Below are 24,464 nucleotides of genomic sequence, written 5' to 3' on the forward strand. Positions count from 1 at the left end.
GCTCAATGGGCCCGCTGCGCCAGTTGAGCCGCTTCGGTCAACTGGCGTATCAGGCGATTACGTTCGGCGATCTGCAACTCCACCAGCGATTGCCGACGTTCCAGGTAGGCTTCCGAGCGTCTGTCCGGGATCTCCAGGTTCAGGCTGTTCAATTGGTGACTCACTACGTTCTCAATGGTCGAGAAGGGCTCCGGGTAACTGCGGGCCAGGTACTCGATCCAGAACTCCTCCATCAGTAGTGCGTTCTGCGCCGCCTGGGTCTTGCTCAAGCCTTCCAGGTGGCGGCGGGCGGCGGCGATGTCGCTTTCATCTACCCAGTCCTCGACGGCATACAGCATTTCTTCGCGTTGGATCGGCAGTTCGAATTGCGGCAGAAAACGCAGCCGGTAATACAGCTTGATTTCCGCATCGTCCGGCTCCACCCCGGCGTCACGCAGTCCCTGGATGTGGCTATCGGCCAATTGGTCCACCTGGCGCAGGTAGAACAGGCTTTTGGCAAGCGCCAGCAGATCCCGGTCGGCCTGGTTGCTGCCAGCCTGGGACCGGGCCTGGTGGACCTTGTGCTGAATCTCCATATCGATGAAGGCGAGGATGGCGCCATCGCCGCACGTACCGGCGACATAGGTATTCAGGAAAATTCGCTCGCGCAGCTCAGTTGATTGGCCCATGGCCTCGAGCAGGTGCCAGACCCTGGTGGTCAGGACTTGCTGGCTGGCCGGACTGTGGGTGTAGGCATAGGATTGGACCAGGTCGCGCAGTACCCGGAACGCGTCATCCGACCTCGCCCCCTCGTGGTGTTGCAATTGCTCCCATAACTGTTGCCGTGCACTGTGCTGTGCGACAGGAACACCGGCCAGCCAGCGGCTGAATTCCCTGGACATGGCCTGTTGGTGCAAGATCCCCGGCAATGCGCCACCGATGACGATGCCGGTGCGATGACGGTATTCGCGAATCCTGGCCAGGGTAGCTTCGCTCAACGGGTTGTCATGCAGGATGGTGTTGCGGTTGGTCGGCCCCATGCGCACGTCGGAAAGCACTGCGTCAGGTACCGTGGTCAAGCGGTTTTCCTGCAACAACAGGGTGCGCAGGCTGCTGCGGGTGTCGGCGCCGATGGGCCACTGATCAATGTTGGTCTGACGCAACGAGAGCACGCGCAGGCGGGCCATTCGGGAGACATCCGGGGTCAGGCCCAGGGGGTTGCCATCCAGGTGGAGCTCGGCCAGTCGCGTCATACCGGCCAGTCGCTGGCGGGATTCGGCCGTCAGCACGATAGTGTTGTCGCTCAGGTCAAGGTTCTCAAGCTGGGTCATCTGCGTCAGGCTGGCGGGCAGCTCATTGAGCATGCAGTCGATTTTCAGATGGGTCAGGCCGGTGAATTTGCCGAGGAAGGCGTTGCCGGTCTGCGGGAAGGCGTCGCCGTCGATGCGCAGGTATTCAATGTGCTCGAAGCTACGGTTGCTCAAGATGAAATCAGCGTCGGGCAAGCTGTTGCCGTCCAGGCGCAGCACCAGTTGGTGAGTGTCGAACAGTCCCGTATCGCCGTCATAGGCTGCGCGTGTTTCCTGGCGCCAGGCCCGTAGGATGCGGTCGGCCAATTGCCTGCGCACGCCGTAGTTCCAACCGACCGGATCGGTGTTCGGATCATCGACGGCCTGGGGGGTATCGATCCAGCGCTGCAATTCGAACTGCAGGGCTTGATACTCGGCTTTGCGGCGTTGCAGTTCGATCAGGGCGGCGGGTTCGCTCATGCCCAGGCCGTTGATCAACTCTTGCGCCCTGGCGTGGCTGAAACTGGGGTAAAGCTCGCGGACTTTACTGACCAGGTCCACCGGCTGGTCCCCGCCGAATGGCCATAGCCCTCTCAATGAGAACGGATAGGCGATGAACGAGCTGTCCACCTGCATCGGCGGTTGCAGCCACGGCGGTATATGCCGTAGGCCGAGCAGGCCCTTGATTGCAATGCGCTGGTTCAACGCCAGCTCGGCAATTGCGTGTCGCAGGGGGGACAGGTCAACGCTGTCGGCGATGCCCAGGGTCCGGCACTCGGTTTCCGACAGCAACAGGGCGATGGCGCTCAACAGGTCGCTGCCGACCTCGGCGGGGTCGCTGAGCAAGCGGCCTTGTTTGTCATAGGCATGGAATCCGCCGTTGAATCGCGCCAGGGTGCGTCGGTCGATACCGGTGAGGTGACCGGCGCTCTCCAGCAGACGGCCCCTGGCGTTGCCGTCGTGGATGTCCAGGCGTAATTGCCGGGGCCAGCCGGGCAGTTCCTTGAGCAGATGCAAAGTGATCCTTTCGCTGTCGGGGTTGCCCAGGGTCCTGAGGTAAAGGCCTTCGTAGGCGCGGTTCAGGCGCATATCGTCGGCGGTGAGCCGGGCCTGTTCGACCAGGCGCAGGCCGACCTGACTATGGTCCTGCAGTTGCTTGAGTTCCTGCGGCGTGGCCTGGTCGAGAATGGCCCTGACCGCGCTACGGGGCAGTTGCGGGAAACTGGATTTCAAGCGCTGTTCCAGCCGGTTGCCGCCCTGCTCGCTCTGGGCGTACAGGTTGTCGAACAGTTGCGCACGTTCGCGGTAGGCATATTCGGCGATGGTCTTGGCCAGTTTGAACAGGCGTTCTTCCTGGGTGGCCGGGAGTTCGCCGAGCAAGGCGCGAGTCAAGGCGTCGTTCTGCACCAGCTTTTTCAACGGTTCGCGACTGCGGCTTTCGGCCTCCGTGAGGCGTATTTTCTCGGTGGTGGGGTGATAGCGGTATTGGCTGATCACGCGGCCGTTGTCGTCGACAACCTCCAGGCTGTGGCTGTCCGGCCAGGTAGGCAAGTGGCTGGCGAGCTGCAGTTGCAAGGACGGTCGCGCATTCTGTTGGGCAGAATAGGTGGTCATCGCCTGGATAAAGTGAAGAATGTCGCGCTCGATGCGAAAGCGTTTGCAGGTGTCTTCCAGCAAAGGTGGTGGTGGCAGTTGAGCGCTGTGCACCTCGCGCAGGGCCCGTGCCGGCGTATCGGTGATTTTCAGGATGCGCGCGGCGGTGGTTTCGTCCACGTTGTAGTCCTGGGCACCCAGGCGGTAGAGCAGGCGATGATCGCTCCAGATCATCGGGTTCTCGGTGGACAAGCGCCATGCGCCTCGACGGTTGTGTTCCAGAGTGGGCGTGTCGACGCCGATTTTTTCCGGGTGCTTGAGCCGCCACTTGCGCAGGCTGTTGTCATAGACAACCGGATACAACGAGCCATAGAGCGGCAGCAGGGTTTGCCCGTCCAGGTCATACAAGCCATTGGCGCCCGCTTGCAAGTGTGCCGGCAGCACCACGTTCTGCTCGTACTGGTGCAACGAAAGGTCCAGCAGACTGACATAGCCGCTAGGGCCGCGCTGGGCGCTCATCAGGTCACCCAGGGTGGTGCGCAACCCCTGGGCATCGGAAGCGGATTGCATACCCAGTTTCAAGCGTTCGTGGGGTTGCAGCACCGAGCCGATGGCCAGGTAGAAACTGTCGACAGCCGGTGATACCGGGATCGGCCCGCCGTTACGCATGTCGTAGGCTTCGTAGCGACCTTCGCCGTAGAACAGCAATTCCACCGTGGTGTCGTCGGGTCCGCTGGATTCGTAACGTTGCCTGGGATCGCCGCTGCTCATATCGGTGACCACGAAATGTCGTCCCAGGGCGTCGCGTAGCAGGCTGACAGCGAACTCCCGCGCCCATCGATCGGTGTCCGGATTGAATGCGCGGCGGTGGTAAAGGCCGTCGATGGCCACATCGATGCGCAGCGCGGTCCGGTGATGCTCCAGGTGCTCGTGCAGCGCCTGCGGCAATTTGCCGGTCTGAAGCAAGCGCGCCTGCTCAGGCTCACTCAAGGGCATGTCGTTGAGCAGTTGCGCCAGGTTTGCCGGGGTCAACGGTGCGAATCGCTCGCGCAGTGTCTTCAGCACAGGCGTGACCTCCACCAAAGGAGGCGCGACCTTCAGTGGCGTAAAGAGGCGTGCGGGATCACTGGCCGGTACTTCATGCCGGGCCTGGCCGGCGTAGCGGTACAGCGCACTGAACAGCGCCAACCGCCGGGCCTGGGCCAGCTCGCTGATTTGCAGGCGCACGCGGGCGATGCGTTGCGCCGTGGTCAAGTGCGGGCTGCCTTCTTTGCCCAGTACCGAACCGGAAGGCTGTTGCTCAAGGATCAGCTCGAACAACGGCTCCTGGGAGACGACGGTGGTGTCCGGACCGTCCAGGGCGATATAGGTGCCATCGTCGCGGCGCTTGAGCTTGATAACGGTGCCCGTGGCCGGTGGGGTATCGGCGGCGGCATAGGTTTCGATGAGCGTGCCTTGGGCGTCATGCACCTGGAGGGACGCATCTGCTGGCCAGCCGGGCACGTGAGGCAACAGGCACAGCACCGCCCCATCGGCATGGGGCGGCAGGTGGCCGCGGCGGTGAAAGTCGCTGATCAACTGGTCTATGAGCCGGTCAACCTGCAGGCGCCTGACGCCTTCGGTCAGGTTGACGGGGGCAGGCGCGCCGGCCCAGACGTTGTCCAGGGTGGCGCGGCTGGGGGAGATGCTGCGCAGCATGCGTTCCATGTCGAGCCTGGGCACCGGGCTTGAGCCATTGGGCAGCATGCGCTCGAGCAGTTGCACGTCGGACAGGTCATGGGCGTTTCTCAAGTCCAGGGTCCAGGCTTGCAAGGCGGGGTCGAACACGATCGGCGGCGCCGCATCGCTGCCGTTGTCCTGCTTGAGCACGAACCTGAGAGTCTTGGCGTCATGGCTGATTTCCACGACGCGTCGCTCTTCACCGTACTTCAACCAGGCGTACTGCTGCCCGTTGATCTGGTACACGCCCTGGGCATTGGGCGTCTGACCATTGAGCAGGTTCTGATCGAGAATGGCGTAGGGGCCTATGTCCGGTTTCCAGAGCACCCCGGTGTCGTCGTTGCGCATCAGCTTTTGCGGGTTGCCCAGGCGTTGCAGCAAACCTTGGATGCGTAGCCGATGCACCCGCCCGGCGGTGGTGATCAACAGACCGTTGATCGCCAGGTCCATCACGTCCGCCAATGCGGCGGCAAAGTCCATGGCCTGGCCCTTCGCGGCTTCATTGATACCCACGATCGTGCTGTAGGTGAGGCTGCCGAATACCACCACCTGCATCACCCGGTTCAGGCCGGTGACGCCGCCGGGCATGGGCGTCAGCAGCAATTGCAGGATTTCGTCGGCGATGGCGGCAGCGCCGTCCATGACGGCCTGCAAGTCGCGGGTCGAGCGGCTGGTGGCCAGGGTGGAAAGATTGGCCTGGTAGTGTTGGACGTGACGGTAAGTGAGGGCTTGCACCAGGGTTTCGGGACGCCCGTGCCTGGGGTCTGGGCTGAAGCGCAGGCTGTCCAGGGTCTTGGCCGGGAACAGGCGATGGAACGTGTCGTACAGGAAGCCGGCGAGGGCGCTGAGGTGCTCCGGGCGTCGCTCCTGCTGGTCGAGGCGCTTGAACGCCGTCATTTCGGTCACGGGCAGTTGTCGTGCAAACCAGCCCAGGTCATGTCGGCGGTGGCTGTCCTTGAGTTGCTGCATGAAGTGCGCGTGGGCCGCGTTGCTGTCGACGTGATAGTGCAGCGCACCGCCGGGACGGAACGGGAAGTAGGACACTACCCCGAGGCTGCCCACCCGGATCAGCAGCAGCGGCACCGGGATGGTCTCGTCGGAAGGCACGAACGGCACCGCCGGCAGCAGCGTGATACCGGTGCTCATCCCAAGTGTTTCGAATTCCAGCGCCGCGCCACTGCCCTCAATGGCCTGGGTCAGGCGGTGGTAGAGTTCAAGGGTGACGCCTGTCACGGCGCGGTTGCGATAGGCTTCCAACGCTTCGAAGAGCAGGCAGGCACGGGCGCTGTCCTGCAGCAACTGTTGCAGTCTTCCGTCCCGGCCCAGGGCTGCATCGAGCGTGCGTTGCAGTTGCCCGCCCAGGTCCAGCTCGCGGGCGATCTCGACAAAACCCTGAACGGTCAACACCGGGTTTTCATTGCCCGTGAAGTAGGAGGCATCGACGAAGGTGCTGCCCTGGCGTTGCGGTGTGCCCGTGGTGAAGTCGAAGTTCAGGCACGCGGCGTCCCACAACGAAAGGGTGGACACATGGGAGCGGTATTTCCATTCATCGTATGCCCGGCGAAAACGCCGCCGTTCCCGGGAGAGGCTGGTGGAACTGGTGCGCGGTTCCCAGGGCATCGGCGGCTGCACCTGTTCCAGGTAGCGCGTGTGCAGGAAGACGCGCTTGGGGTCCTGGTTGCCGATGCGCGCGCGCAATTGGGCCTGCCCCCATGTCTTGAACGTGCCGATCAGGGCGTTGTTTTCTGTCTCTACCGCTTTCAGGGCCTGGAGGGCATTGCGTTGCAGCCGCACATAATCGCGCTGCTGGTCAGGGCTCAGGGTGTTCAGTGTGCGCGTGAGGGTCTCACGGATCTGCTCCAGGGCTTGCTGTCGGCCCCAGGCATCACTCGATTGCAGGTTGCCCGACAGGCCGTTGAGCAGTTGATGGGTTGGCATGGGCCATTTCCTTTCACGGGTTAAGTGGAAGGAAATGGAATCACCCTGCCGGTTTTGCCGGGCGCTACCTATGTAGCGCGGGCTTGGGGGCCGAGTCCAGGCGCTTGAGCATGTCCAGCCACATAGCCAGGCCGACCATCAACAGCGCACCGGCCACGGCGGTCGCCAGTTGCATGGCGACGGCATCGTGGGCCAAGGCGTTGATCATGTCTGCCAGGGGCGCCAGCACGACCCCAAGGCAAAACACTTCCAGGGAGTAGCGGCCCATGCGGCACACCTCAGTGGCAACGCGGTTCTGCGTCCAGCCGACGTGGGGCAACAGCTTCGCCGTAACGTAGGCCAGGGCGAGGAAGTGCACGAGGCGCACCGGTGACAAATCGGTCTTGCTGATCGGGTACAGCCCATCACTGAGCCAGGCCGGCATCCAGGCGTCATGCACGTGCGGCCAGCGCCACGACAGGGTGATCACCGCAGCCAGCACTACATACAGGGCACATGCGACAAACAGCGGCTGGCGCGACAACGGGCGTACCTGCACAGGTTTCGGCCGCTGGCTGTACACCGCCGCCGCGCCGCCAAGCACGAACAGCAACTGCCAGGTGACCGGGTTGAAGTACCACACGCCGTCGGCAATCGCGCGCAGGTTCCAGCCCATCCAGGGCGCCATCAAGTAGATCGCCAGCGACACAGCCACCACGGCCTCGACCCGGCGCATCATCATCGGCAGCACCAGCGGCAGGCCGCCCAACAGCACAATATACAGCGGCAGCGGGTCCATCAGGTTGGGCTTGAAGCGCAGCAGCAGTTCGTCGGTCAGCGCCTGCTGGGGGTGGGTGACGAAGTGCGTCAGGCCCATCTCCTCGACCAGGTCGCGGGTTTCCACATGGCTGTTGGCGAAGAACACGATGCCCATCAGCAGCGCCAGCAAAAAGATATGCACCACGTACAGCACCCAGGTGCGTCGCAGGATTTTCAAACTGGCCAGCCAGTAACCGTCGCGCTGCAGGATCTTGCCGTAGGCGAGCACGGCGGCAAAACCGGCGAGGAACACGAACACCTCCGCCGCGTCGCTGAAACCGACGTTGCGCAAGGTGATCTGGCCGAGAGGGTTGTGGGGGACGTGATCCCAGAAAATGAAGATCAACGCCAGGCCCCGAAAAAAATCGATGCGTGGGTCGCGTCCGTCAGGCATGGCTACGGGCTCTTGAATATCAGGTTTAACAAGGACAGGTGAGCGTGGGCGTTGTCGTACGCCGCACGTCGGGCGGGCGCAGGTTGGCGGTATTTGTAAGCAATTGCAAAGGTTGGATATTACTGAATGTCTCTAGACATCAATGATGACCAGTGTGCCATGGCTGCCGGCGAGCACTGCGTGGGCGATACCGGCTTCCACGAGGTACATCTGGCCGGCGCCTACCCTGATTTCGTCGTCGCCGATGCTCAGGCGCAACAGGCCATCGATCACCAGTAAGCCTTCGTTGTAGTCATGGGTTTCTACCTCGTACGCCTGCTCATCCATACGCAACACCTTGATCCACGCGCGGCCAACCTGGCCCAGACGCTTGGATTTCCAACTCTCGGGTAGTTGCGCAGCGATGGCGGAAAAGTCCAGTAACGGCATGTGAATCTCCTTGTTTCAACGATGCCGTCGGTGGTCCGGTTCAGCGGTGAGGGTCGTTATCTTGATATCACGCGGCGCTGGCTTCGTGGGGTTCAAAGCTGTCCGCCCGCGCCATCTGCCACATCCGCGAATAGAACTCGCCATTCACCTCACCGGTCAACAATTCGCCCGGCTTGAGGAATACATGCAACTGCGAGAACAACTTGATCTCGGTCGCCGACATGCGCCGCACCAGGTGCTTGGCCGACAGTTGCGACGGATGCTCCAGGCCCGCCGCCGCGAGCATTTCCGCCAGGGCCTTGAGGGTGTTGCGGTGGAAGTTGAACACGCGCTGGGCCTTGTCCGGCACCACCAGGGCGCGCTGGCGCAGCGGGTCTTGAGTCGCCACGCCGGTCGGGCATTTGTTGGTGTGGCACGACTGGGACTGAATGCAGCCAATGGCAAACATGAAGCCGCGCGCCGAGTTGGCCCAGTCGGCGCCGATGGCCAGTACGCTGGCGATATCGAACGCGCTGACGATCTTGCCGCTGGCGCCGAGCTTGATCTTGTCGCGCAGGTTCAGGCCCACCAGGGTGTTGTGCACGAACAGCAGGCCTTCACGCAGCGGCACGCCGATATGGTCGGTGAACTCCACTGGCGCGGCGCCGGTGCCGCCTTCCTTGCCGTCGACCACGATAAAGTCCGGGAGGATGCCGGTTTCGAGCATGGCCTTGGCGATGCCCATGAATTCCCACGGGTGGCCCAGGCAGAACTTGAAGCCTACCGGTTTGCCGCCGGACAGTTCACGCAGTTGCGCGATGAACTGCATCAATTCGATCGGTGTGGAGAACGCGCTGTGACGCGACGGCGAGATGCAGTCTTCGCCCATCAGGATGCCACGCGTGTCGGCGATTTCCTGGGTGACCTTGTGCTTGGGCAGGATCCCGCCGTGGCCGGGTTTGGCGCCCTGGCTCATCTTGATTTCGATCATGCGCACTTGCGGGTTCTGCGCCTGCACGGCGAAGCGTTCCGGGTCGAAACGGCCATCGCTGGTGCGGCAACCGAAGTAACCGCTGCCGAGTTCCCAGGTCAGGTCGCCGCCGTTTTCGCGGTGGTAAGGGCTGATGCTGCCTTCGCCGGTGTCGTGGGCGAAGTTGCCGAGCTTGGCGCCCTGGTTCAACGCGCGAATCGCGTTGGCGCTCAGCGAGCCAAAGCTCATCGCTGAGATATTGAACACCGATGCCGAGTACGGCTGCGTGCACTGCGGGCCGCCGACCATCACGCGGAATGCGCTGGGGTCGCTGAGCGGCGCCGGGCGCATGGAGTGGCCGATGAATTCGAAACCCGACTGGTACACGTCGATCAGGGTGCCGAAAGGTTTGTCGGCGGTTTCGTTCTTCGCCCGCGAGTAGACCAGTGAGCGCTGGGCGCGGGAGAAGGGCAGGGCATCGCTGTCGGATTCGAGCAGGTACTGGCGGATCTCCGGGCGGATGGCTTCCACCAGGTAACGGATATTGCCCAGGATCGGGTAGTTGCGGCGCACGGCGTGGGGGCTTTGCAGCAGGTCGAACAGACCGATCAGGCTCAACACGCCGGTGACCACCGTGATGGGCCAGAGCCATTCGTGTTCGATAAAAGGGAGGCTGGCAAGGGTGAACAGGACGCACACGGCAAAGAAGGCGTAACGGCTTAACAACGACAGGCTCATACGGTTTCCTTGGGTTCAGACTCTTTTGGTCGGTACGGCATTCTGCGCCTGTAAGGAAACCCTAGACAACCTGTGGGAATATTCAATTTGGCATGCTGGGTGAGACGGACTGGCCCGATATAGAGAGCTTGCGGCTATCAGTGACTTCGAAGTGGGCCTGGTTGTCGGTGGTTGAATCACCCCCAACGAACAGGGTGAAGGTGCCGGCTTCCACCCTTGGCTCAAAATCCGCATCCAGCACTGCAAAGTCATTTTCATCGAGTGTGAAAACCACTTCCCGGGTTTGGCCGGCTGCCAAATGCACTTTGCGAAAGCCGCGTAACTGGCGTACCGGGCGGGTGACGCTGGCGACATCGTCCCGCAGGTACAGCTGAACAATTTCATCGCCTGCGCGTGGACCGTTATTGGTGACGCTGGTCGTTACAGTCAAGGGCTGGCTGGAGCCGAGGCGCGTGCTGCTCAATTGAGGCGTGCCGTAGCTGAACCTGGTATAGCTCAGACCGAAACCGAAAGGGTATAACGGGGTCGAGGGTTGATCGATGTAACGCGAGCTCCAACTGTCGTCCTCGCCTAAAATCGGGCGTCCGGTGTTTTTGTGCGCATAGTAGATGGGAACCTGCCCCACGCTGCGGGGGAAGGTCATGGGCAGTTTGCCGCTTGGGTTTATGTCGCCGAACAGTACATCGGCCACGGCGTTGCCCGCTTCGGTTCCCAGAAACCAGGATTCGATGATTGCGGGCGCCTGCTCGACAGTGTCGGTCAGTGCCAGTGGGCGGCCATTCACCAGGATAACGACCACAGGCTTCCCGGTTTCCAGGAGAGCCCGCAGGAGGGCATTCTGGGCGCCGGGCAGGTCCAGGCTGGCGCGGCTGTTGGCTTCGCCGGACATGTTTGACGTTTCACCCAATACTGCGACGATTGCATCGGCGTCTTGGGCAGCGTTTTGTGCCGCTGCAATACCCCGGGTGTCCTGGCTTGACGGTGAAGCGCCGGGCACGTAGATCACTCGAGTGGCGGGGGAGGTGGCGTTCTGTATGCCTTGCAGAATTGAGATCGCCCCAATGGGTTGCTCCGCAGCCATACAGGTTTTCAGACTGGCAGCGACATCCGTTGCGAGGCTGCCGACGACCAGAATATTTTGAAGATCTTTCGACAAGGGCAGCAATGAATCGGCATTTTTCAGCAGCACGATGGACTTTTGTGCGGCTTCTCGGGCAAGTGCGCGGGCTTGCGGAGTCTGGGACAGCAAGCGTTGCCGGGTTGTATCACTGTAGCGATAGGGATCATCGAACAGGCCCAGCCGTTGCTTGGCCTTGAGTACTCGGCGTACGGCGTTGTCCACGGTCGCCATCGGCACTTGGCCGTTACTGACCAGATAGGGCAGGGTCAGCCTGAAAAACTGGTTGGCTAGTTCTACATCCACGCCTGCCTCAATTGCTTGACGTGACGCGTCCAGGGGTGTCGCTGCAGTGCCATGGGTGATCAGTTCCGCCAGTGCCTCATAGTCCGAGACGATCATTCCCGAAAACCCCCATCGCCGACGCAGCACACCGTCAAGCAGTGCTTGGTTGCTGGCCATTGGCAGCCCCTCAAGTTCGTTGAAAGCCGGCATGATGGCATCGACGCTTGCCTGAACGGCGGCCCGAAAGGGTGGCAGGTAGACGTCCCATAGCGTTCGTTGCGACAAGTCTACGGTGTTATAGTCGCGTCCTGCTTCGGCGGCGCCGTATGCCACGAAATGTTTCGCGGAGGCCAACATGAACGCCGTACTGGCCGGCCCGTCTCCATGAAAACCCTTGATTCGCGCCGTGGCCATAGCCGAGCCCAAGAAGGGGTCTTCGCCGGAACCTTCCACCACTCGCCCCCAGCGTGGGTCGCGAGTGATATCGATCATCGGTGCGAACGTCCAATGCACGCCACTGGCCGTCGCCTCCACTGCGGCGGCATGCGCGGTGCGCTGGGTGAGATCAGGGTCCCAGGCACTGGTTTCGGCAAGCGGGACCGGGAACATCGTGCAAAAACCATGAATGACATCTAGAGAAAACAGCAAAGGAATATGCAGTCGCGAGCCTTCCACCACGAAACGCTGTAATTGACGGGTTTTTTCTGCACCGCTGGCGCCTATCACTGCGCCAACATCAGTCATCGCCAGGTGTTTCTGGCCTTGCAGATGGTTGATGGCCCCGTTAGGGGTGTCCACTATGTGTAACAGCGTCAGTTGGCCCACTTTTTCTTCAAGGGTCATCTGCGCCAGCAAGTGCTCGACCACGTCATCCTGAGCCATCGCGACCAAGGGTAGGTAAGTGAGCAGCAGGATCAGCAGTCGACGCTTCATACGTGTGCTCCGAGGCAACGCGCTTACCTGGAGTGTCTGGTTAGTCACCAACAACGTCTACTGTGAGTTCTGACAGGTATATGCTTATTGCAATCTGTTCTCGTTTGGGTGTGTGACGTGTGTTACTGTATAACGCATCGAATGCACTCAAACGCCCCGGAGGTCTTATGAAAGCTGGTATCCATCCTGATTACCGCACCGTGCTGTTCCACGACACCGCCGCTGACGTGTTTTTCCTGATCGGCTCCACCGCCGACAGCGACCGCACCCATAAACACAGTGACGGCAACACTTACCCGTATATTCCGTTGGACGTGTCCAGCGCCTCGCACCCGATCTACACCGGTCAACAGCGCAAAACCCAGGCCGAAGGCCGCATTGCCGGGTTCAACAAGCGGTTCGCGTCGTTTGGCTCTACCCCGAAAAAAGTCGAGGCGTGAGCAACATGACGGCGGCGTGTCCTACGCCGCCGTCTGCCGGATCGGTAGCACCACCCGAAACGTCGTACCTTTGCCGGGTTCGCTGCTGACGGAAATATCGCCCCGGTGTTTCTTGACGATGCCGTAGGACAGCGACAGACCCAGCCCTGTGCCTTCACCCACCGGTTTGGTGGTGAAGAACGGGTCGAAGATTTTCTGCACGCTCTCAGGCGCAATCCCACAGCCGTTGTCGGCCACTTCCAGCCATACATGCTCGCCTTCCACACCATTGCTGATGGTGATGGTGCCGCGCTCGGGTCCCATGGCTTGCGCAGCATTGATCACCAGGTTCATCACCACCTGGTTGAGCTGGGATGCCAGGCACTCGATTTCCGGTAGCGGGGCATAGTGCTTGACCACATCGGCCTTGTACTTGAGTTCGCTGGCGACGATGTTGAGCGTGGAGTCGATGCCCTGTTGCAGGTTGGCAAATTGCCAGGTCTGGTCGTTGTCCACCCGGGAGAAGTTCTTCAGGTCCTTGACGATCTGTATCACGCGGCTGATGCCTTCCTTGGATTCCCTGATCAGGATCGGAATGTCTTCCTTGAGAAAGTCCAGTTCCACCTCGTCGCGCATCGCCTTGAGTTGATCGCGCTGTGTTCCCGATGCGAGGCTATCCTCGACCGTCCGGTAGGCATCCAGCATCTGTTGCAGCTGGTTGAAATAGCCATCCAGGGTACTGAGGTTGGAGGAGATAAACCCCACCGGGTTGTTGATCTCATGGGCCACGCCCGCCGCCAGTTGCCCCAGCGACGCGAGTTTTTCCGACTGCACCAGTTGGCTTTCCAGGTGCTTGCGCTCGTCGATCTCCAGTTGCAACGCTTGGGTGCGCTGTTCCACCAACTGTTCCAGGTGCGCGGTTTGCAGGGAGGCACGCCGGGCCATGTCCCATTTATTGGCCAGGGTGTTGGCCATTTGCTGGACTTCGATATTGTCGAAGGGCTTTTTCAGGATCAGCAGGCGATCATGGGCGTGCAGGCGCTCCAGCAGGTCTTCCCAGGAATAGTCCGAGTAAGCGGTGCACACCACCACCTGCAGGTCGGGCGCGACTTTCCAGAGTTCCTCGATGGTTTTTGCGCCATCCCAGCCCTGGGGCATACGCATGTCGACAAAGGCCAGGGCGTAGGGTTGTTTGTTTGCCATGGCCGTGATGAGTAGTTGCAGGCCTTCCTCTCCACCGTATGCCGAATGCAACTCGAACACCTGGGCCTGGGCTTTGGCCGTGTCGCCGAACAGGGCCGACTCCATGTCATCCAGCGCCTGGTTGGATTCGACGGCAGGCATCAGGATTTTGCGAAAGTCGTCATGAATCGACGGTGTGTCATCGATCAATAAGATGCGCCGGTTGGGAGGCTGGTTCATGGGGGGCTTCCGGCAAGAGTGAGAGGAATCGTCAAGGTAAACACCGCACCGAGGCCAGGCCCATCGCTGTGTGCGCTGAGCTGGCCGTTCATTTCCACGGCGGCCAGGGCGCAGCTGTGCAGGCCGAAGCCGTGGCCTTCCTTGCGGGTGGTGAAGCCGTGGGTGAAGATCCGGGTCATATTCTCGGGGGGGATGCCTTCGCCCTCGTCTTTCACGCTGATCTGCAAGGTGTCATCGGCTCCCGGCTGGACAACCAGGGTCATTTGTCGTGGCCGGTCGGTGAGGTTGGACATGGCGTACTTGGCGTTGCTGATCAGGTTGACCATGATCAGTAACAGCCGGTGTTTATCCCCGAGGATTTCCGGCACCCGTGCGTACTCCTTGACCACCGTGACGTGGTGACGGCTCAGGGCGCCGGCATTCATGCGCAAGGCATCTTCCATCAAGGCACTGATGTTGACCGGCTCCAGCAGCGTGGACGCACCGGCGTAGGATTGTTGAGTGGCGACGATGTCCTTGATGTGGTCGACGCTTTTGCTCAACTGCGCCAGTTCCTCGGTCATGCCCTGCTGTTCGGCGGCGATGGCTTCCACCAACTGGTTCAAGTAGCCGGGCAACAGTTTGCCCTTTTCATCTTCGGTGAGGAACGTGCCCAGGTCAGCCTGGCGTTCGTTGATCAACTGCATGGCTTTACCCAGGCCCAGGGCCTTGCTGCTACGCAATTTGCGGCTGACGAGGTCGGCGGAAATGTTCACGCTGTTGAGCACATTGCCGACGTTGTGCAGCACGTTGGTGGCGATCTCGGCCATGCCGGCCTGGCGGGCGCTGTCCATCAGTTCACTCTGGGCATCCTTGAGTTGCTGTGTGCGCCGCTCCACGCGTTGCTCCAGGGTTTCATTGGCCGCCTGCAAGGCGCGGTTGACCCGGTTGATCTCGGCGAAACTGCGCAACAGGCGCACGGCCAGGTAGAGCAACAGCACCACCAGCAAGGTCGAGAAAATCAGCAGGTAACGGTGGTATTGGTGGTCGATCAGGTCGGCCGTCTGCTGGTCCTGGTTGAGATGGGTGGTCAGGTCATCCAGGCGTTCGGCCACGGGCACCGCCGCGATCCGTTCAAGCAGGCTGTTGACCAACGGCTGTTCGCGCAGGATCAGCGAAATATGATTGCTGAGAATATCGACCGGCGCCTGGAACTCGACAGGCAGCAACTCTTTGTTGACGGCCAGCTTGCCCAGGCCGACGAGAATGTCGGCGGCTCGATCATCGCTGGTGACCTGGGCGAACTCCAGGCTGCTGAGCAACAGGTCGTAGGTGTCGGTGGCCACGCTTTGCAGTTGCGCCTTGCCCTCATCGTCCACCCGGTTGAATTGGGCCTGGATATCGTCCTCGGCAGTCGGGAGGAAGGCCAGCGAGTTGCGCAGCACCGCGTTGTGGGATTTGAACTGGTCCACCAACCGGGCCTTTTCCTGGATGGCCGCCTCATAGGCTTGTTGATCGGCCTGCCAGCGGGGCTGGTCTGTGGCCTCGTGGTAGGAACCGCGGCTTTTCAGCTCGGTCCACAGCCGGGTCATTTCCAGCAGTGGCGCGACCAGGGGGTCGTAGTTATGGGTAATAGAGATCCGGGCCTTGAGCACCTCACTGTCCCATTGGGCATTGAGTTGCTGGAGTTGCCGGATCAGGTCCCGCGAGTGAGTGTAACTGGCTGTCTGGTCACGGCCTGACTTGAAGTACAGAAAGACCAGCGTCGAGGCCAGCAGCACGGTGATCAGGGCGAGCAGCAGTTGGCTGGTACGGCGTCTGGCCAGGATCATAGTGGTTTGCCCGCCCATTCGCCCGTCAGGGTCTTGAGGAATTGAATGATCAGGTCCTTGTCTTCCTGGGAAGGGTTGCGCCCCAGTTGATACTTGAACATCACATCGACCGCTTCTTCCAGGGTCCTGGCCGAGGCGTCGTGAAAGTACGGGGCGGTGACGGCCACATTGCGCAGGCTGGGCACCTTGAACACATGGCGGTCCTCTTCGTCCTGGGTCAGCAGGTAGCGCCCAAGGTCCGACTCCACCGGATTGCCCCGTGCCTTGAAATAGTCGCCCATCACGCCGAACTTCTGGAACATGTTGCCGCCGATATTGACCCCCTGGTGGCAAGCAATGCAGCCGTAGTCCTTGAAGCGTTGGTAGCCGTACTTTTCCTGGGTCGTGAGGATCTCGGTGTTGCCCAGCAGGTACTGGTCGAATCGCGAGTTGGGTGTCAGCAGGGTGCGTTCATAGGTGGCCAGTGCGTTTTGCACATTGGCGGCGGTGACGCCGTCGGGGTAGGCCTGGCTGAACGCGGTCTGGTAGGCAGGCATGGCGGACAGGTTCTGCACCACGGTTTTCCAGTCACTGCCCATTTCCACCGGGCTGATCACCACCTGTTCGACCTGGGCTTCCAGGGTATCCACCCGGCCATTCCAGAACTGCTTGAAGTTCAGGCTGGCGTTGAATACCGACGGCGTGTTGATCTCGACCGGCTTGCCGTCGAAGCCAAGGGAAAACGGCTTGTCGTCGGCACCGCCGGACGCCAGTCGATGGCAACTGGCGCACGAGAGGGTGCCGTTGACCGACAGGCGCGGTTCGTTGAACAGCTGGCGACCCAGCTCGACCCTGGCCGGGTCCAGCGTGGGAACCGCAGGCAGCGGTTTGAGCGCTTCATCCAGTGGTGCGGCCAGCAGCGGTGCCGCCAGGCCCAGCATGAACATCAGGCCAAGACGGTAAGTTGGGACATCGCTCAAGCGAGCACTCCTTGCAAGCATAGGGCTATGGGGTGGGCATCAATGTCGCGCAGCTCACTTGCAGCAACTGGGCAAAGTCTTTGGCAGGCACGGCCTTGCTGAATAAAAAGCCCTGGCCTTCTTCACACAGCTGGGCTTGCAGGAAACTCAGCTGATCGAGGGTTTCGACCCCTTCGGCGATGATAGTCAGTTCCAGGCTCCTGCCCATGCCGATGATAGCGCTGATCAGTTGCTCGTCCTGGTTATTTACGTTCAGGCCGCGCACGAAGGACTGGTCGATCTTCAACACGTCGATGGGGAAGCGTCTCAGGTAGCTGAGGCTGGAGTAACCGGTGCCGAAGTCGTCCAGGGCCAGGCGCACGCCCATGGCCTTGATGGTGTGCAGGGTCTTGACGGTTTCTTCGACATTTTGCATCAGCACGCTTTCGGTGATTTCCAGTTCAAGCAAGTACGGCGGCACGCCGGTTTGCTTCAGCACGGCGGCGAGTTTGTCGACGAAGTCGCGTTGGCGGAAGTCCAGGGGTGAGATATTCACCGAGACACATAATGGCGGCAGGCCCATTGCACGCCAGGACTGCACCTGCTCGCAGGCCTGGCGCAGCACCCATTGGGTCAGGGGCACAATCAGCCCACTGTCTTCGGCCACGGGGATGAAGTCGCTTGGCTTGATCCAGCCCGAGCGTGGCTGATACCAACGGATCAACGCTTCGGCGCCGACGATTTTGCCGGATTTCAGGTCCAGCTTCGGCTGGTAGTGCAGCACAAACTCGTTGCGCTCCAGCGCCTGGCGAATCGCGCTTTCCAGGTTTTGCTGGAATTGGGCGCGCAGGTTCATGTCTTCGGTGTAAAAGCTGAAACCATCCGGGCCCTGTTCCTTGCGGGTGTGCATGGCGGTTTCAGCGTGCTTGATCAGCTCCACGGCATTCCCGCTGTCATTGGGGTAGATGCTGATGCCCAGGCTGGCGGTAATGCTCAGGTCGTGCCCTGCCACATGCCGGGTGGTTTTAACGGCGGTGAGTATTTTTTGCGCAATATGTTGGGTTTGCTGGGGATGCTGGATATCGTTGAGCACGACCACAAACTCGTCCGAGCCGTAGCGAAATACCGAATCCGACTCACGTACGGCTGCCACCAGGCTCTGGCTGACTTGTTGCAGCACCTCGTCGCCCACCGGATAGCCCAAGGCATTATTGATGCGCTTGAAGCGGTCCAGCCCGATAAACATCACCGCCAGTTGCGTGTCATGCCGGCGGCCCAAGGCAATCGCCTGGGTCAGCCGGTCGCCCAGCAGGGTACTGTTGGGCAATTCGGTGAGGGTGTCGTATTGCAGCAGGTGCGAGACCTTGAGCAATTCCTGCACCCGTTCTTCGATGGTGCGCTCCAGGCCGAGCACTTTCTGCGCGATATCCTGGGCAAGCTGCCATTTCCAGGTCAGGGCGCTGGCCATCTGGCGGATTTCCAGGTGGTCGAAGGGTTTTTTCAGGATCAGCAGCTGGTCGTTATACTTCAGTCGCGCCTCGATGGCTTCGAAGGAATAGTCGGAATAAGCCGTGCACAGGGCGATCTGCAGGTTGGGGTCGACGTTCCACAGCTGTTCGATGGTCTGCAGGCCATCCCAACCCGGCGGCATGCGCATGTCGATGAACGCCAGGGCATAGGGCGCGTTGGCGGCCAGGGCCCGGTTGACCAGTTCCAGGGCTTCCTCACCCTGGTAGGCGGAGTCCAGCTTGAAGGCCTGGCGTACTTTAGGGGCGGTGCCGAACAGCGCTTCCTCAAGGTTCTCCAACGAAGGCTCGCCATTGGCATCGGCGCAGAGAATCTTGCGGAAGTCCTGATGGATCGAGGCCGTATCATCGACGATCAGAATGCGCCGGTTGGCCCTGGCGGAATCAGCAGTCATGGCCTGTTCCGTGACGACAAAGGGTTTGACTGCATAACGACTCCTTCCCTGATTTCGCCTCGGAGCGGGGCGCCAACCTGTTCTGTCAGCATAGTCGAGGTCCCTTGATATCGACGGCCAGTTGGCGTCAAATCAACCCCGCGCCTCAGGCGAAGGAAGCTGGCCGGGCACAAGGGTTCAATTTAGCTCCATTTTGTTTGATTTGAAGGCGCGGTCACCATGGATGAGAAACCCACTGTTTTACTGGTCGATGATGAAGAGTCGATTCTCAATAGCCTGCGCCGGCTGTTGCGCAGTCAAGCCTTCGATGTGGTGCTGGCCGGCAGCGGCGCCCAGGCCCTGGAGATCATGGCGGCACAGCCCATCGACCTGATCATGAGCGATGCGCGCATGCCCGGCATGGATGGCGCGCAGCTACTGGCCGAAGTCCACCGGCTGTACCCGGCCACCAGTCGTATCCTGCTGACCGGCTACGCTGACGTGCCGACCATCATCAAGGCGATCAACGAAGGGCAGATCCACCGTTATATCGCCAAGCCGTGGAATGACGATGAACTCAAGCTGATCCTGCAGCAGGCGCTTGAGCATCAGCGGCTTGAACGGCTGACCCAGGTGCAGAACGACCAGCTCAAGGCGCTCAATGCCACCCTGGAAAAACGCGTCGCGTCGCGCACCGCCGAGTTGCAGCAAACCGCCGACATGCTCGACCTGGCCTACGAAGAACTCAAGCGCAGCTACGTGACCGGCACCGAGGTGTTTTCGCTGTTGGCCAACCTGCGCCTGCCCAGGGACAAGCAGACCAACCGTGCGCTGATCGAACTGATCCGCGTGTACTGCGCCGCCCAGGCCATGGATGAAGCCAGCACCCGCGACCTGACCATGGCCGCCGCGCTGTACAACATCGGCAAGCTGAGCTGGACCGATAGCATGATGGTGTCGCCGTCGGACAAATTGCACAGCACCGACCGCACGCTCTACCGCGAGTACCCGGCCCAGAGTGAATCGCTGTTGATGACCCTTGAACCGATGAAAGACGCGGCGCGGATCATTCGCCATCATCAGGAGCGCTGGGACGGTACGGGCTTTCCCGACCACCTCAAGGGCGAGTCGATTCCTCCCGGTTCACGGCTGTTGAAATTGGCGGTGGACTTCATCGAGTTGCAGAAAGGCTTGATCCTCGAGCGCAACTTGAACAGCGATGAAGCCCTGCTGTTTATCCGCAAATATGCCGGGCGCCTCTACGATCCGGACCTGGTGGAAGATTTCGTGCAGGCCTGCGCAACCTTCCTGAGCGACGTGACCCTGGGCGACCCCACGGTAAAAGTCCTCACCACTCGGGAACTGGAGGCCGGCATGGTCCTGGCCCGCAACCTCAATGCCGACAACGGCATGTTGTTGTTGAACGCCGGCAAGGTGTTGAACCTGCCGCTGGTCGACAAGTTGATTGCGTTCGAAGCGATGGAGGGCGCCAAGTACAGCGTGTTCATCAAGACGCCCGAGGAGCAGGCGCAACTCCCCTAGTGTGCTCCGTACGGGGCCCGGTTTGCCTACAGGCCCCAGGTTTTACGCCGGCTGCCGTGATAGTCGATGATGCCCCTGAGCACGTACACGTCTTTCTCACCGTCTTTCCCGGTTTTCTCGAGCGCCACTCGCCATCGACCGCGCCCGGCGCCTGGGTCCAGTTGCGGCAGATCCACGTAGCTGTAGCTGCCGATTTTCTTGCCGCTGACCCGTCCTCCTTGAATGTCCTGAACGATTTCGTCGATTTTGCTTTTGGCGTTGGCTGGCAGCAGAGACAGTTGGGTTTCCATCAGCTCGTCGAACCTGACGATGTGGGCCGCCCCGTCGCCCGAGGGGGGGACGGGGCTCGGTGGCACAGGGGTTTGTGGCCTTTGAGGCAGCCTTTCACCGCGAGGAAGTGGCGGGTGTGCGGGTTGAAATTCCAAAGGCGTTGAGAATTTGGGAATGGTTCTTTCAAATTCCGCGACCGTCACGCTGTCCACCGCCTTGAAACTGGAGACTGCTCCGGTCCTTTCGCCGTGGGACAAGACAATGTAGGGAATGCCGGCTTTTTTGAAATCGTCTGAAAATGAATCGACGCCGAGCTTCAGTAAAAACTCACGGCGCCGTTCGATCCTGAACGTTTCCAAGGCTTCCTGGATACTCTGGGCCTCGAGCAGTTTCTTCAAGGCCTCGTTAAAGCTGATGTTGTGTTGTGTAGCGATGTCCTGGACGATCTTCGTGCGTCCTTTTTCTCTCACAAACGCCTCGAGGGTTTCCTGCCGCCAGGTGGACAAGTGAAACTTATTATCGAACTTGGTCAGGCTGTTCAGCTGTTTCTGGGTGAACGCATAACCGACGAAAGTGGCGCCGGTATCGTGGTCGATAATACTGATCGATGCCACGACGTGTTTTGAGAAGTCGTCGTTCCGGCCAACGATTCGTTTGATTTTAATAAACAGATTTTCCATCTCCTCGCTGGAAAGGGTGAATTGTCCGGACAGGAAGTAGGTGGTCTTGTTCAGGTGTGTATAAAGGTTCGCTTCGAATTCAATGTTCAATAACGTCTCGCGCAGTCGCGGCGCGGGAACCCCCCGCTGCCCCCAGACAATACGGCGAAACGTGGCCTCATCGACACTCAGGCGCTCCAGCGCGTTGTCCAGCAGTCGACGTTTCTGTGACACGGTCACCTCCTTGAGCATCGCTTCGCCATGGGTAGCAGAGAAGTAGATGCGCATCGCTGCGATCAGGTCATCGTGCACTTGCTGTTCGGCGGTACGCCCCCCGAGAACGCCCAACACCGACCCGCCCCCGCGTGTCGTACGCTCAAAGCGTGGCTTCCAGCTTTTTGCATCGCCCGGCACAACCATGAAATCCGGCTTATTCCCCGTCGGGTGCTTGATAAAGCGCGCACCTTCTTCCACATGGGACGCATACAGGTAATAGCGACCGTCGTTGCCCATCATCGCGACAAAATGCTGATTGCGACTGTCCATGAAACTGAGCGCGCCCATCGCGCGCGACAGTCGAAAATGGTGGGTTTGGGCAAACGCTTCGACGTCAAAAAGAGCGTCGATCGAGTGGGGCAGTCGGTACTCTGCGACATCGACCCAGGCCGGGTCCAGCGGGCGGATCGAGGGTTTGGCGAGAACGATGGAGGCTTTTTTGTCTTCGCCGATTTTGCGGATCAGGCCCGGGATACTGCGCCCCAACTTCTGCGCGTTGCGCACCCCCCGGACAATGTAGCGGTGGGCCAGGCGCCGCAGGGCCTTGAACAGGGACAGTCCGAGGAGGAAGTCAGCCACTTCGACGGAAAATAAAAAGCCGTTGACTGCCGATTCGAGGGCAATTTCTGCGTTGGTCCGCGAACGGTAATCGGCATGGGAAAGCTGAAAGCCCAGGTGTGCCGAATACAAATAGGCATGCAGTTCGCCGGTGACCGGGGTCAGGGCATAACGGTGCACGCTGCGAGTGTCATTGAATACCCGGGAGAGTTCGCGCACATCGTGCGTGGCCATCCGTTGGCTGAAATAGGCACGCCATTCGGGTTTGGCCTTGAGCGTATCGAGTTCCGCCAGGCCCAGCACCAATTCCCTGAAGGGCGCATCATCGGGGGCCTCCGGTGTATAAAGCACGCACACGCCGCCGGGCCTGGTGCCCTTGCGCTGAATGACCAGCACGCCGTTGATCACCTGGCCTCCCTGGCCCCCTTCAAGCCCGCCTCCCATGACCAGGAGATTGACCTCGATATCGAACTGGCCGACCTTGGGCCGGGTGGTGGGGTCGGGATGCTGCGCAACTGCCTGTACCCAGTCCAGTCCACCGCCGGGTGTCTTGAAAATAAACAGGTCGTTGACAGCAGGATTGAGCCGACTCTCCAAGGCGTCCTTGCGCATCCTTGCCGCATTCGCGCGCTGCCAGGCGCTGGCGAAAGCGCGGCCTTCACCGTCTGGCGCGAACGCCGCCCTGAGGTACGCCGCGTACTGCTGGCCAATGTCGGCCTGTAGGGCAAGGGCGCGCAGGTCTGCGTTGTCGAGCCTGCCGACTTTTTCTCCTCGCGTGTCGAAAAGGTCGGCAGTGGCGGTGATCGTTCTGTGCAATTCATGGGGCGACCACGCATCGATGTTGCGCCGGGCATAGCTTCCCAGGGTGCGCAGGTCCACGACTTCTTTGACGTTCCAGGTGCCGAAGGTCAATGTCTGCTCCGTCAACACCAGGGGAATATCGAGCTGTGGGTCTTCGCAGATGTAGACCGTTTCGGATTCGTCGTCTCGATAACCCGTGACCTTGACTGGCATTGACGTGCTCACACGCAGTCGTACCAGGCTCTTGTGGACGTCCAGGTCCACATTGGCATATTCCGGTTTCTGGCGGCTGAGCACCTTGCGGGTTTCATCCTCCGCGAATGCCGGCAGGGTCGAAATCTGTTCAAGCAGTGGGCGCAGCGCCTCATTGTTGTCGACCAGGGTTGTTTCCAGCTGTCGGTACAACTGCTGGTCCGCCGGGCTGGCCGTGCTCAGCCAGACGGGGTCGTGCGGCGCGACCAGGCGCAGGTTGCGTGCCGCGAGGGCCGCGGATACATCCAGGTGTGGCGCCAGGTCGGCAACCAGAGCGAGTTCACCGGCCAGTGGCAACGTCTGTTGGCGCAGAGCCGTCCGGGTGTTGAAGTACTGCCGTACCCGCAGGGAGCGGACGTGGTCGGCGATCACATCGGCCTCGATCCGTGCCGGGTCGCTCGCCAATATTGGCGTGTCACTCGCGTGTGCTTGAGCGGCCAGCGGCAGGCTGGCAATCAGGCGTTGGCCCGCGGGGTCGCTGGCGCGCAGACGTGCCGCCACGGTTTCATTCAACCGCGCCAGGTTTTCAAATTCCTCGAAGCCTTCGCCAGGGCTGAAGAGCAGCACGCTGCCAACGGGCGGTGTGCCACCGGTGGCGTTCAGGATGAACGCGGCGGCGAACTCGCTGCCATTGTCCAGCGCCAGCCGGTACACGGCAGGTCTGGGGCCTGTGGGAAACACCTTTTTGCGCGCCGCGGCGGTGGGGTATTTCAATACCGTGTCCGCCAGTGTCCGTGACGCGGCCGACAATGTGCCGTCCAGCGTGCGCAGGGCCAATTGGTGGGCCAGGACCTGCCGGCGCAGGTCGACCAGTCGCTCCTCGAGGGTCGGTTGGTCGCCTTCCCGATCTCTCCAGAATTCATTGAGCTTGACCGTGAAGGCGATCTCCAGCACGCCCGCCAGTGTGGCGGTCGGGCTGGCCGCAGACAGGCGTTTGGCCTCATCCACGGTACCGCTTTCCCGGTAGAAGGCACCGCTCTCTTGCGTCAGATAAGCCTGCGCGTCGGGGCCGCGTAACCTGGCCAGCAGTGATCCCAGGGGTTCGCTGCCCAGCCATTGTTTCTGGCCCGGTACGTCCTCGCGATAGCGGCTGTAGAAAATGTGGTTGGGATTGATGGGCCGCTGCAATTCAGGAAACAAGGCAGCCAACTGTTGCTGATACACCGTTTCAAGATTCGGCTGTTGCTGAAGCAGTTCGTCGGTCTGGGTATTGAACCTGCCGAGTGCCTGGATAAGCAGCACTTGCTGGGTGTCGCCGGTCTGGTTGGCGGCGGGTACCACCGGCAGGGTCACGGGTTGCGAGAGGTCGGCAGGCCCGTTGACCGGCAGGAGTGGTTCCGGGGCATCTGAGGGGGGAAGCGATGACTGGTACATGGTGAACTCGTATGGAAGGCGCTTGCTGCGCACGGCTGGATCAGAGTTCGGAGTCTAGGGTTGGTGGTTGCACGTGTTGCG

The 24,464-nt window shown here is 60.9% G+C and carries 12 protein-coding genes; 2 read left to right on the forward strand and 10 right to left on the reverse strand.

Translation table 11 applies throughout. The annotated features are described in order from the left end of the window. Nucleotides 1-2: 2 nt before the first annotated feature. From K5K89_RS06535 to bglX, 5 genes are all read right to left on the reverse strand, one after another. The gene (locus K5K89_RS06535; RefSeq protein WP_222541066.1) at nucleotides 3-6,518 is read right to left on the reverse strand and encodes an NEL-type E3 ubiquitin ligase domain-containing protein; all 6,516 of its coding nucleotides are present in this window, start codon (nucleotides 6,516-6,518) and stop codon (nucleotides 3-5) included. A 64-nt stretch (nucleotides 6,519-6,582) separates the two neighbouring features. Beyond that, a complete protein-coding gene (locus K5K89_RS06540; protein WP_071488675.1) occupies nucleotides 6,583-7,710 on the reverse strand; it encodes an OpgC family protein in 1,128 nt (375 codons plus the stop codon). 132 nt (nucleotides 7,711-7,842) lie between these two features. Next, the gene (locus K5K89_RS06545) at nucleotides 7,843-8,139 is read right to left on the reverse strand and encodes a cupin domain-containing protein (RefSeq protein WP_071488676.1); all 297 of its coding nucleotides are present in this window, start codon (nucleotides 8,137-8,139) and stop codon (nucleotides 7,843-7,845) included. A gap of 67 nt (nucleotides 8,140-8,206) precedes the next feature. Next, complete coding sequence (locus K5K89_RS06550; protein ID WP_071488677.1) at nucleotides 8,207-9,826, reverse strand: FMN-binding glutamate synthase family protein; 1,620 nt, start codon at nucleotides 9,824-9,826, stop codon at nucleotides 8,207-8,209. An 82-nt stretch (nucleotides 9,827-9,908) separates the two neighbouring features. Then, nucleotides 9,909-12,161, reverse strand: a complete 2,253-nt coding sequence (gene bglX / locus K5K89_RS06555; protein WP_222541067.1) for a beta-glucosidase BglX — start codon at nucleotides 12,159-12,161, stop codon at nucleotides 9,909-9,911. Nucleotides 12,162-12,328: 167 nt separating this feature from the next. On the opposite strand from bglX, the gene K5K89_RS06560 reads away from it, so the two are divergent. Continuing rightward, nucleotides 12,329-12,601 carry a type B 50S ribosomal protein L31 gene (locus tag K5K89_RS06560; RefSeq protein WP_222541068.1) on the forward strand — a complete coding sequence of 91 codons (273 nt, stop codon included), beginning with the start codon at nucleotides 12,329-12,331 and terminating at the stop codon, nucleotides 12,599-12,601. Between the two features lie 21 nt (nucleotides 12,602-12,622). Here K5K89_RS06560 and K5K89_RS06565 read toward each other — a convergent pair whose 3' ends face one another. Genes K5K89_RS06565 through K5K89_RS06580 form a run of 4 tightly spaced genes read right to left on the reverse strand, consistent with a single transcriptional unit; the run spans nucleotide 12,623 to nucleotide 18,672 of the window. Beyond that, complete coding sequence (locus K5K89_RS06565; protein ID WP_222541069.1) at nucleotides 12,623-14,002, reverse strand: ATP-binding protein; 1,380 nt, start codon at nucleotides 14,000-14,002, stop codon at nucleotides 12,623-12,625. Then, nucleotides 13,999-15,813, reverse strand: coding sequence for a DAHL domain-containing protein (locus K5K89_RS06570; RefSeq protein WP_071488681.1), 1,815 nt, complete (start codon nucleotides 15,811-15,813; stop codon nucleotides 13,999-14,001). The genes K5K89_RS06565 and K5K89_RS06570 overlap by 4 nt, the downstream gene beginning before the upstream one ends. Further along, nucleotides 15,810-16,793 carry a cytochrome-c peroxidase gene (locus K5K89_RS06575; RefSeq protein WP_409996309.1) on the reverse strand — a complete coding sequence of 328 codons (984 nt, stop codon included), beginning with the start codon at nucleotides 16,791-16,793 and terminating at the stop codon, nucleotides 15,810-15,812. The genes K5K89_RS06570 and K5K89_RS06575 overlap by 4 nt, the downstream gene beginning before the upstream one ends. Nucleotides 16,794-16,797: 4 nt before the next feature. Beyond that, entirely contained in the window at nucleotides 16,798-18,672 is a 1,875-nt protein-coding gene (locus tag K5K89_RS06580; protein WP_222541071.1) for a putative bifunctional diguanylate cyclase/phosphodiesterase, read from the reverse strand. Nucleotides 18,673-18,891: 219 nt separating this feature from the next. Between K5K89_RS06580 and K5K89_RS06585 the strand changes: the two genes are divergently transcribed. Then, entirely contained in the window at nucleotides 18,892-20,193 is a 1,302-nt protein-coding gene (locus K5K89_RS06585) for an HD domain-containing phosphohydrolase (RefSeq protein ID WP_093512296.1), read from the forward strand. Nucleotides 20,194-20,219: 26 nt separating this feature from the next. Here K5K89_RS06585 and K5K89_RS06590 read toward each other — a convergent pair whose 3' ends face one another. Further along, nucleotides 20,220-24,383, reverse strand: coding sequence for a DUF6543 domain-containing protein (locus K5K89_RS06590; protein WP_222541072.1), 4,164 nt, complete (start codon nucleotides 24,381-24,383; stop codon nucleotides 20,220-20,222). Between the last annotated feature and the right edge of the window lie 81 nt (nucleotides 24,384-24,464).

Source organism: Pseudomonas sp. DR208 (assembly GCF_019823005.1).
Lineage (GTDB): Bacteria > Pseudomonadota > Gammaproteobacteria > Pseudomonadales > Pseudomonadaceae > Aquipseudomonas > Aquipseudomonas extremorientalis.

What these genes read in the sequence shown, in the direction of transcription:
- K5K89_RS06580 (WP_222541071.1), bottom strand. Translation starts at nt 18,672, where the DNA reads ATGACTGCTGATTCCGCCAGGGCCAACCGGCGCATTCTGATCGTCGAT.
- K5K89_RS06575 (WP_409996309.1), bottom strand. Translation starts at nt 16,793, where the DNA reads ATGCTTGCAAGGAGTGCTCGCTTGAGCGATGTCCCAACTTACCGTCTT.
- K5K89_RS06545 (WP_071488676.1), bottom strand. Translation starts at nt 8,139, where the DNA reads ATGCCGTTACTGGACTTTTCCGCCATCGCTGCGCAACTACCCGAGAGT.
- K5K89_RS06560 (WP_222541068.1), top strand. Translation starts at nt 12,329, where the DNA reads ATGAAAGCTGGTATCCATCCTGATTACCGCACCGTGCTGTTCCACGAC.
- K5K89_RS06570 (WP_071488681.1), bottom strand. Translation starts at nt 15,813, where the DNA reads ATGATCCTGGCCAGACGCCGTACCAGCCAACTGCTGCTCGCCCTGATC.
- K5K89_RS06540 (WP_071488675.1), bottom strand. Translation starts at nt 7,710, where the DNA reads ATGCCTGACGGACGCGACCCACGCATCGATTTTTTTCGGGGCCTGGCG.
- K5K89_RS06590 (WP_222541072.1), bottom strand. Translation starts at nt 24,383, where the DNA reads ATGTACCAGTCATCGCTTCCCCCCTCAGATGCCCCGGAACCACTCCTG.
- bglX (WP_222541067.1), bottom strand. Translation starts at nt 12,161, where the DNA reads ATGAAGCGTCGACTGCTGATCCTGCTGCTCACTTACCTACCCTTGGTC.
- K5K89_RS06585 (WP_093512296.1), top strand. Translation starts at nt 18,892, where the DNA reads ATGGATGAGAAACCCACTGTTTTACTGGTCGATGATGAAGAGTCGATT.
- K5K89_RS06535 (WP_222541066.1), bottom strand. Translation starts at nt 6,518, where the DNA reads ATGCCAACCCATCAACTGCTCAACGGCCTGTCGGGCAACCTGCAATCG.
- K5K89_RS06550 (WP_071488677.1), bottom strand. Translation starts at nt 9,826, where the DNA reads ATGAGCCTGTCGTTGTTAAGCCGTTACGCCTTCTTTGCCGTGTGCGTC.
- K5K89_RS06565 (WP_222541069.1), bottom strand. Translation starts at nt 14,002, where the DNA reads ATGAACCAGCCTCCCAACCGGCGCATCTTATTGATCGATGACACACCG.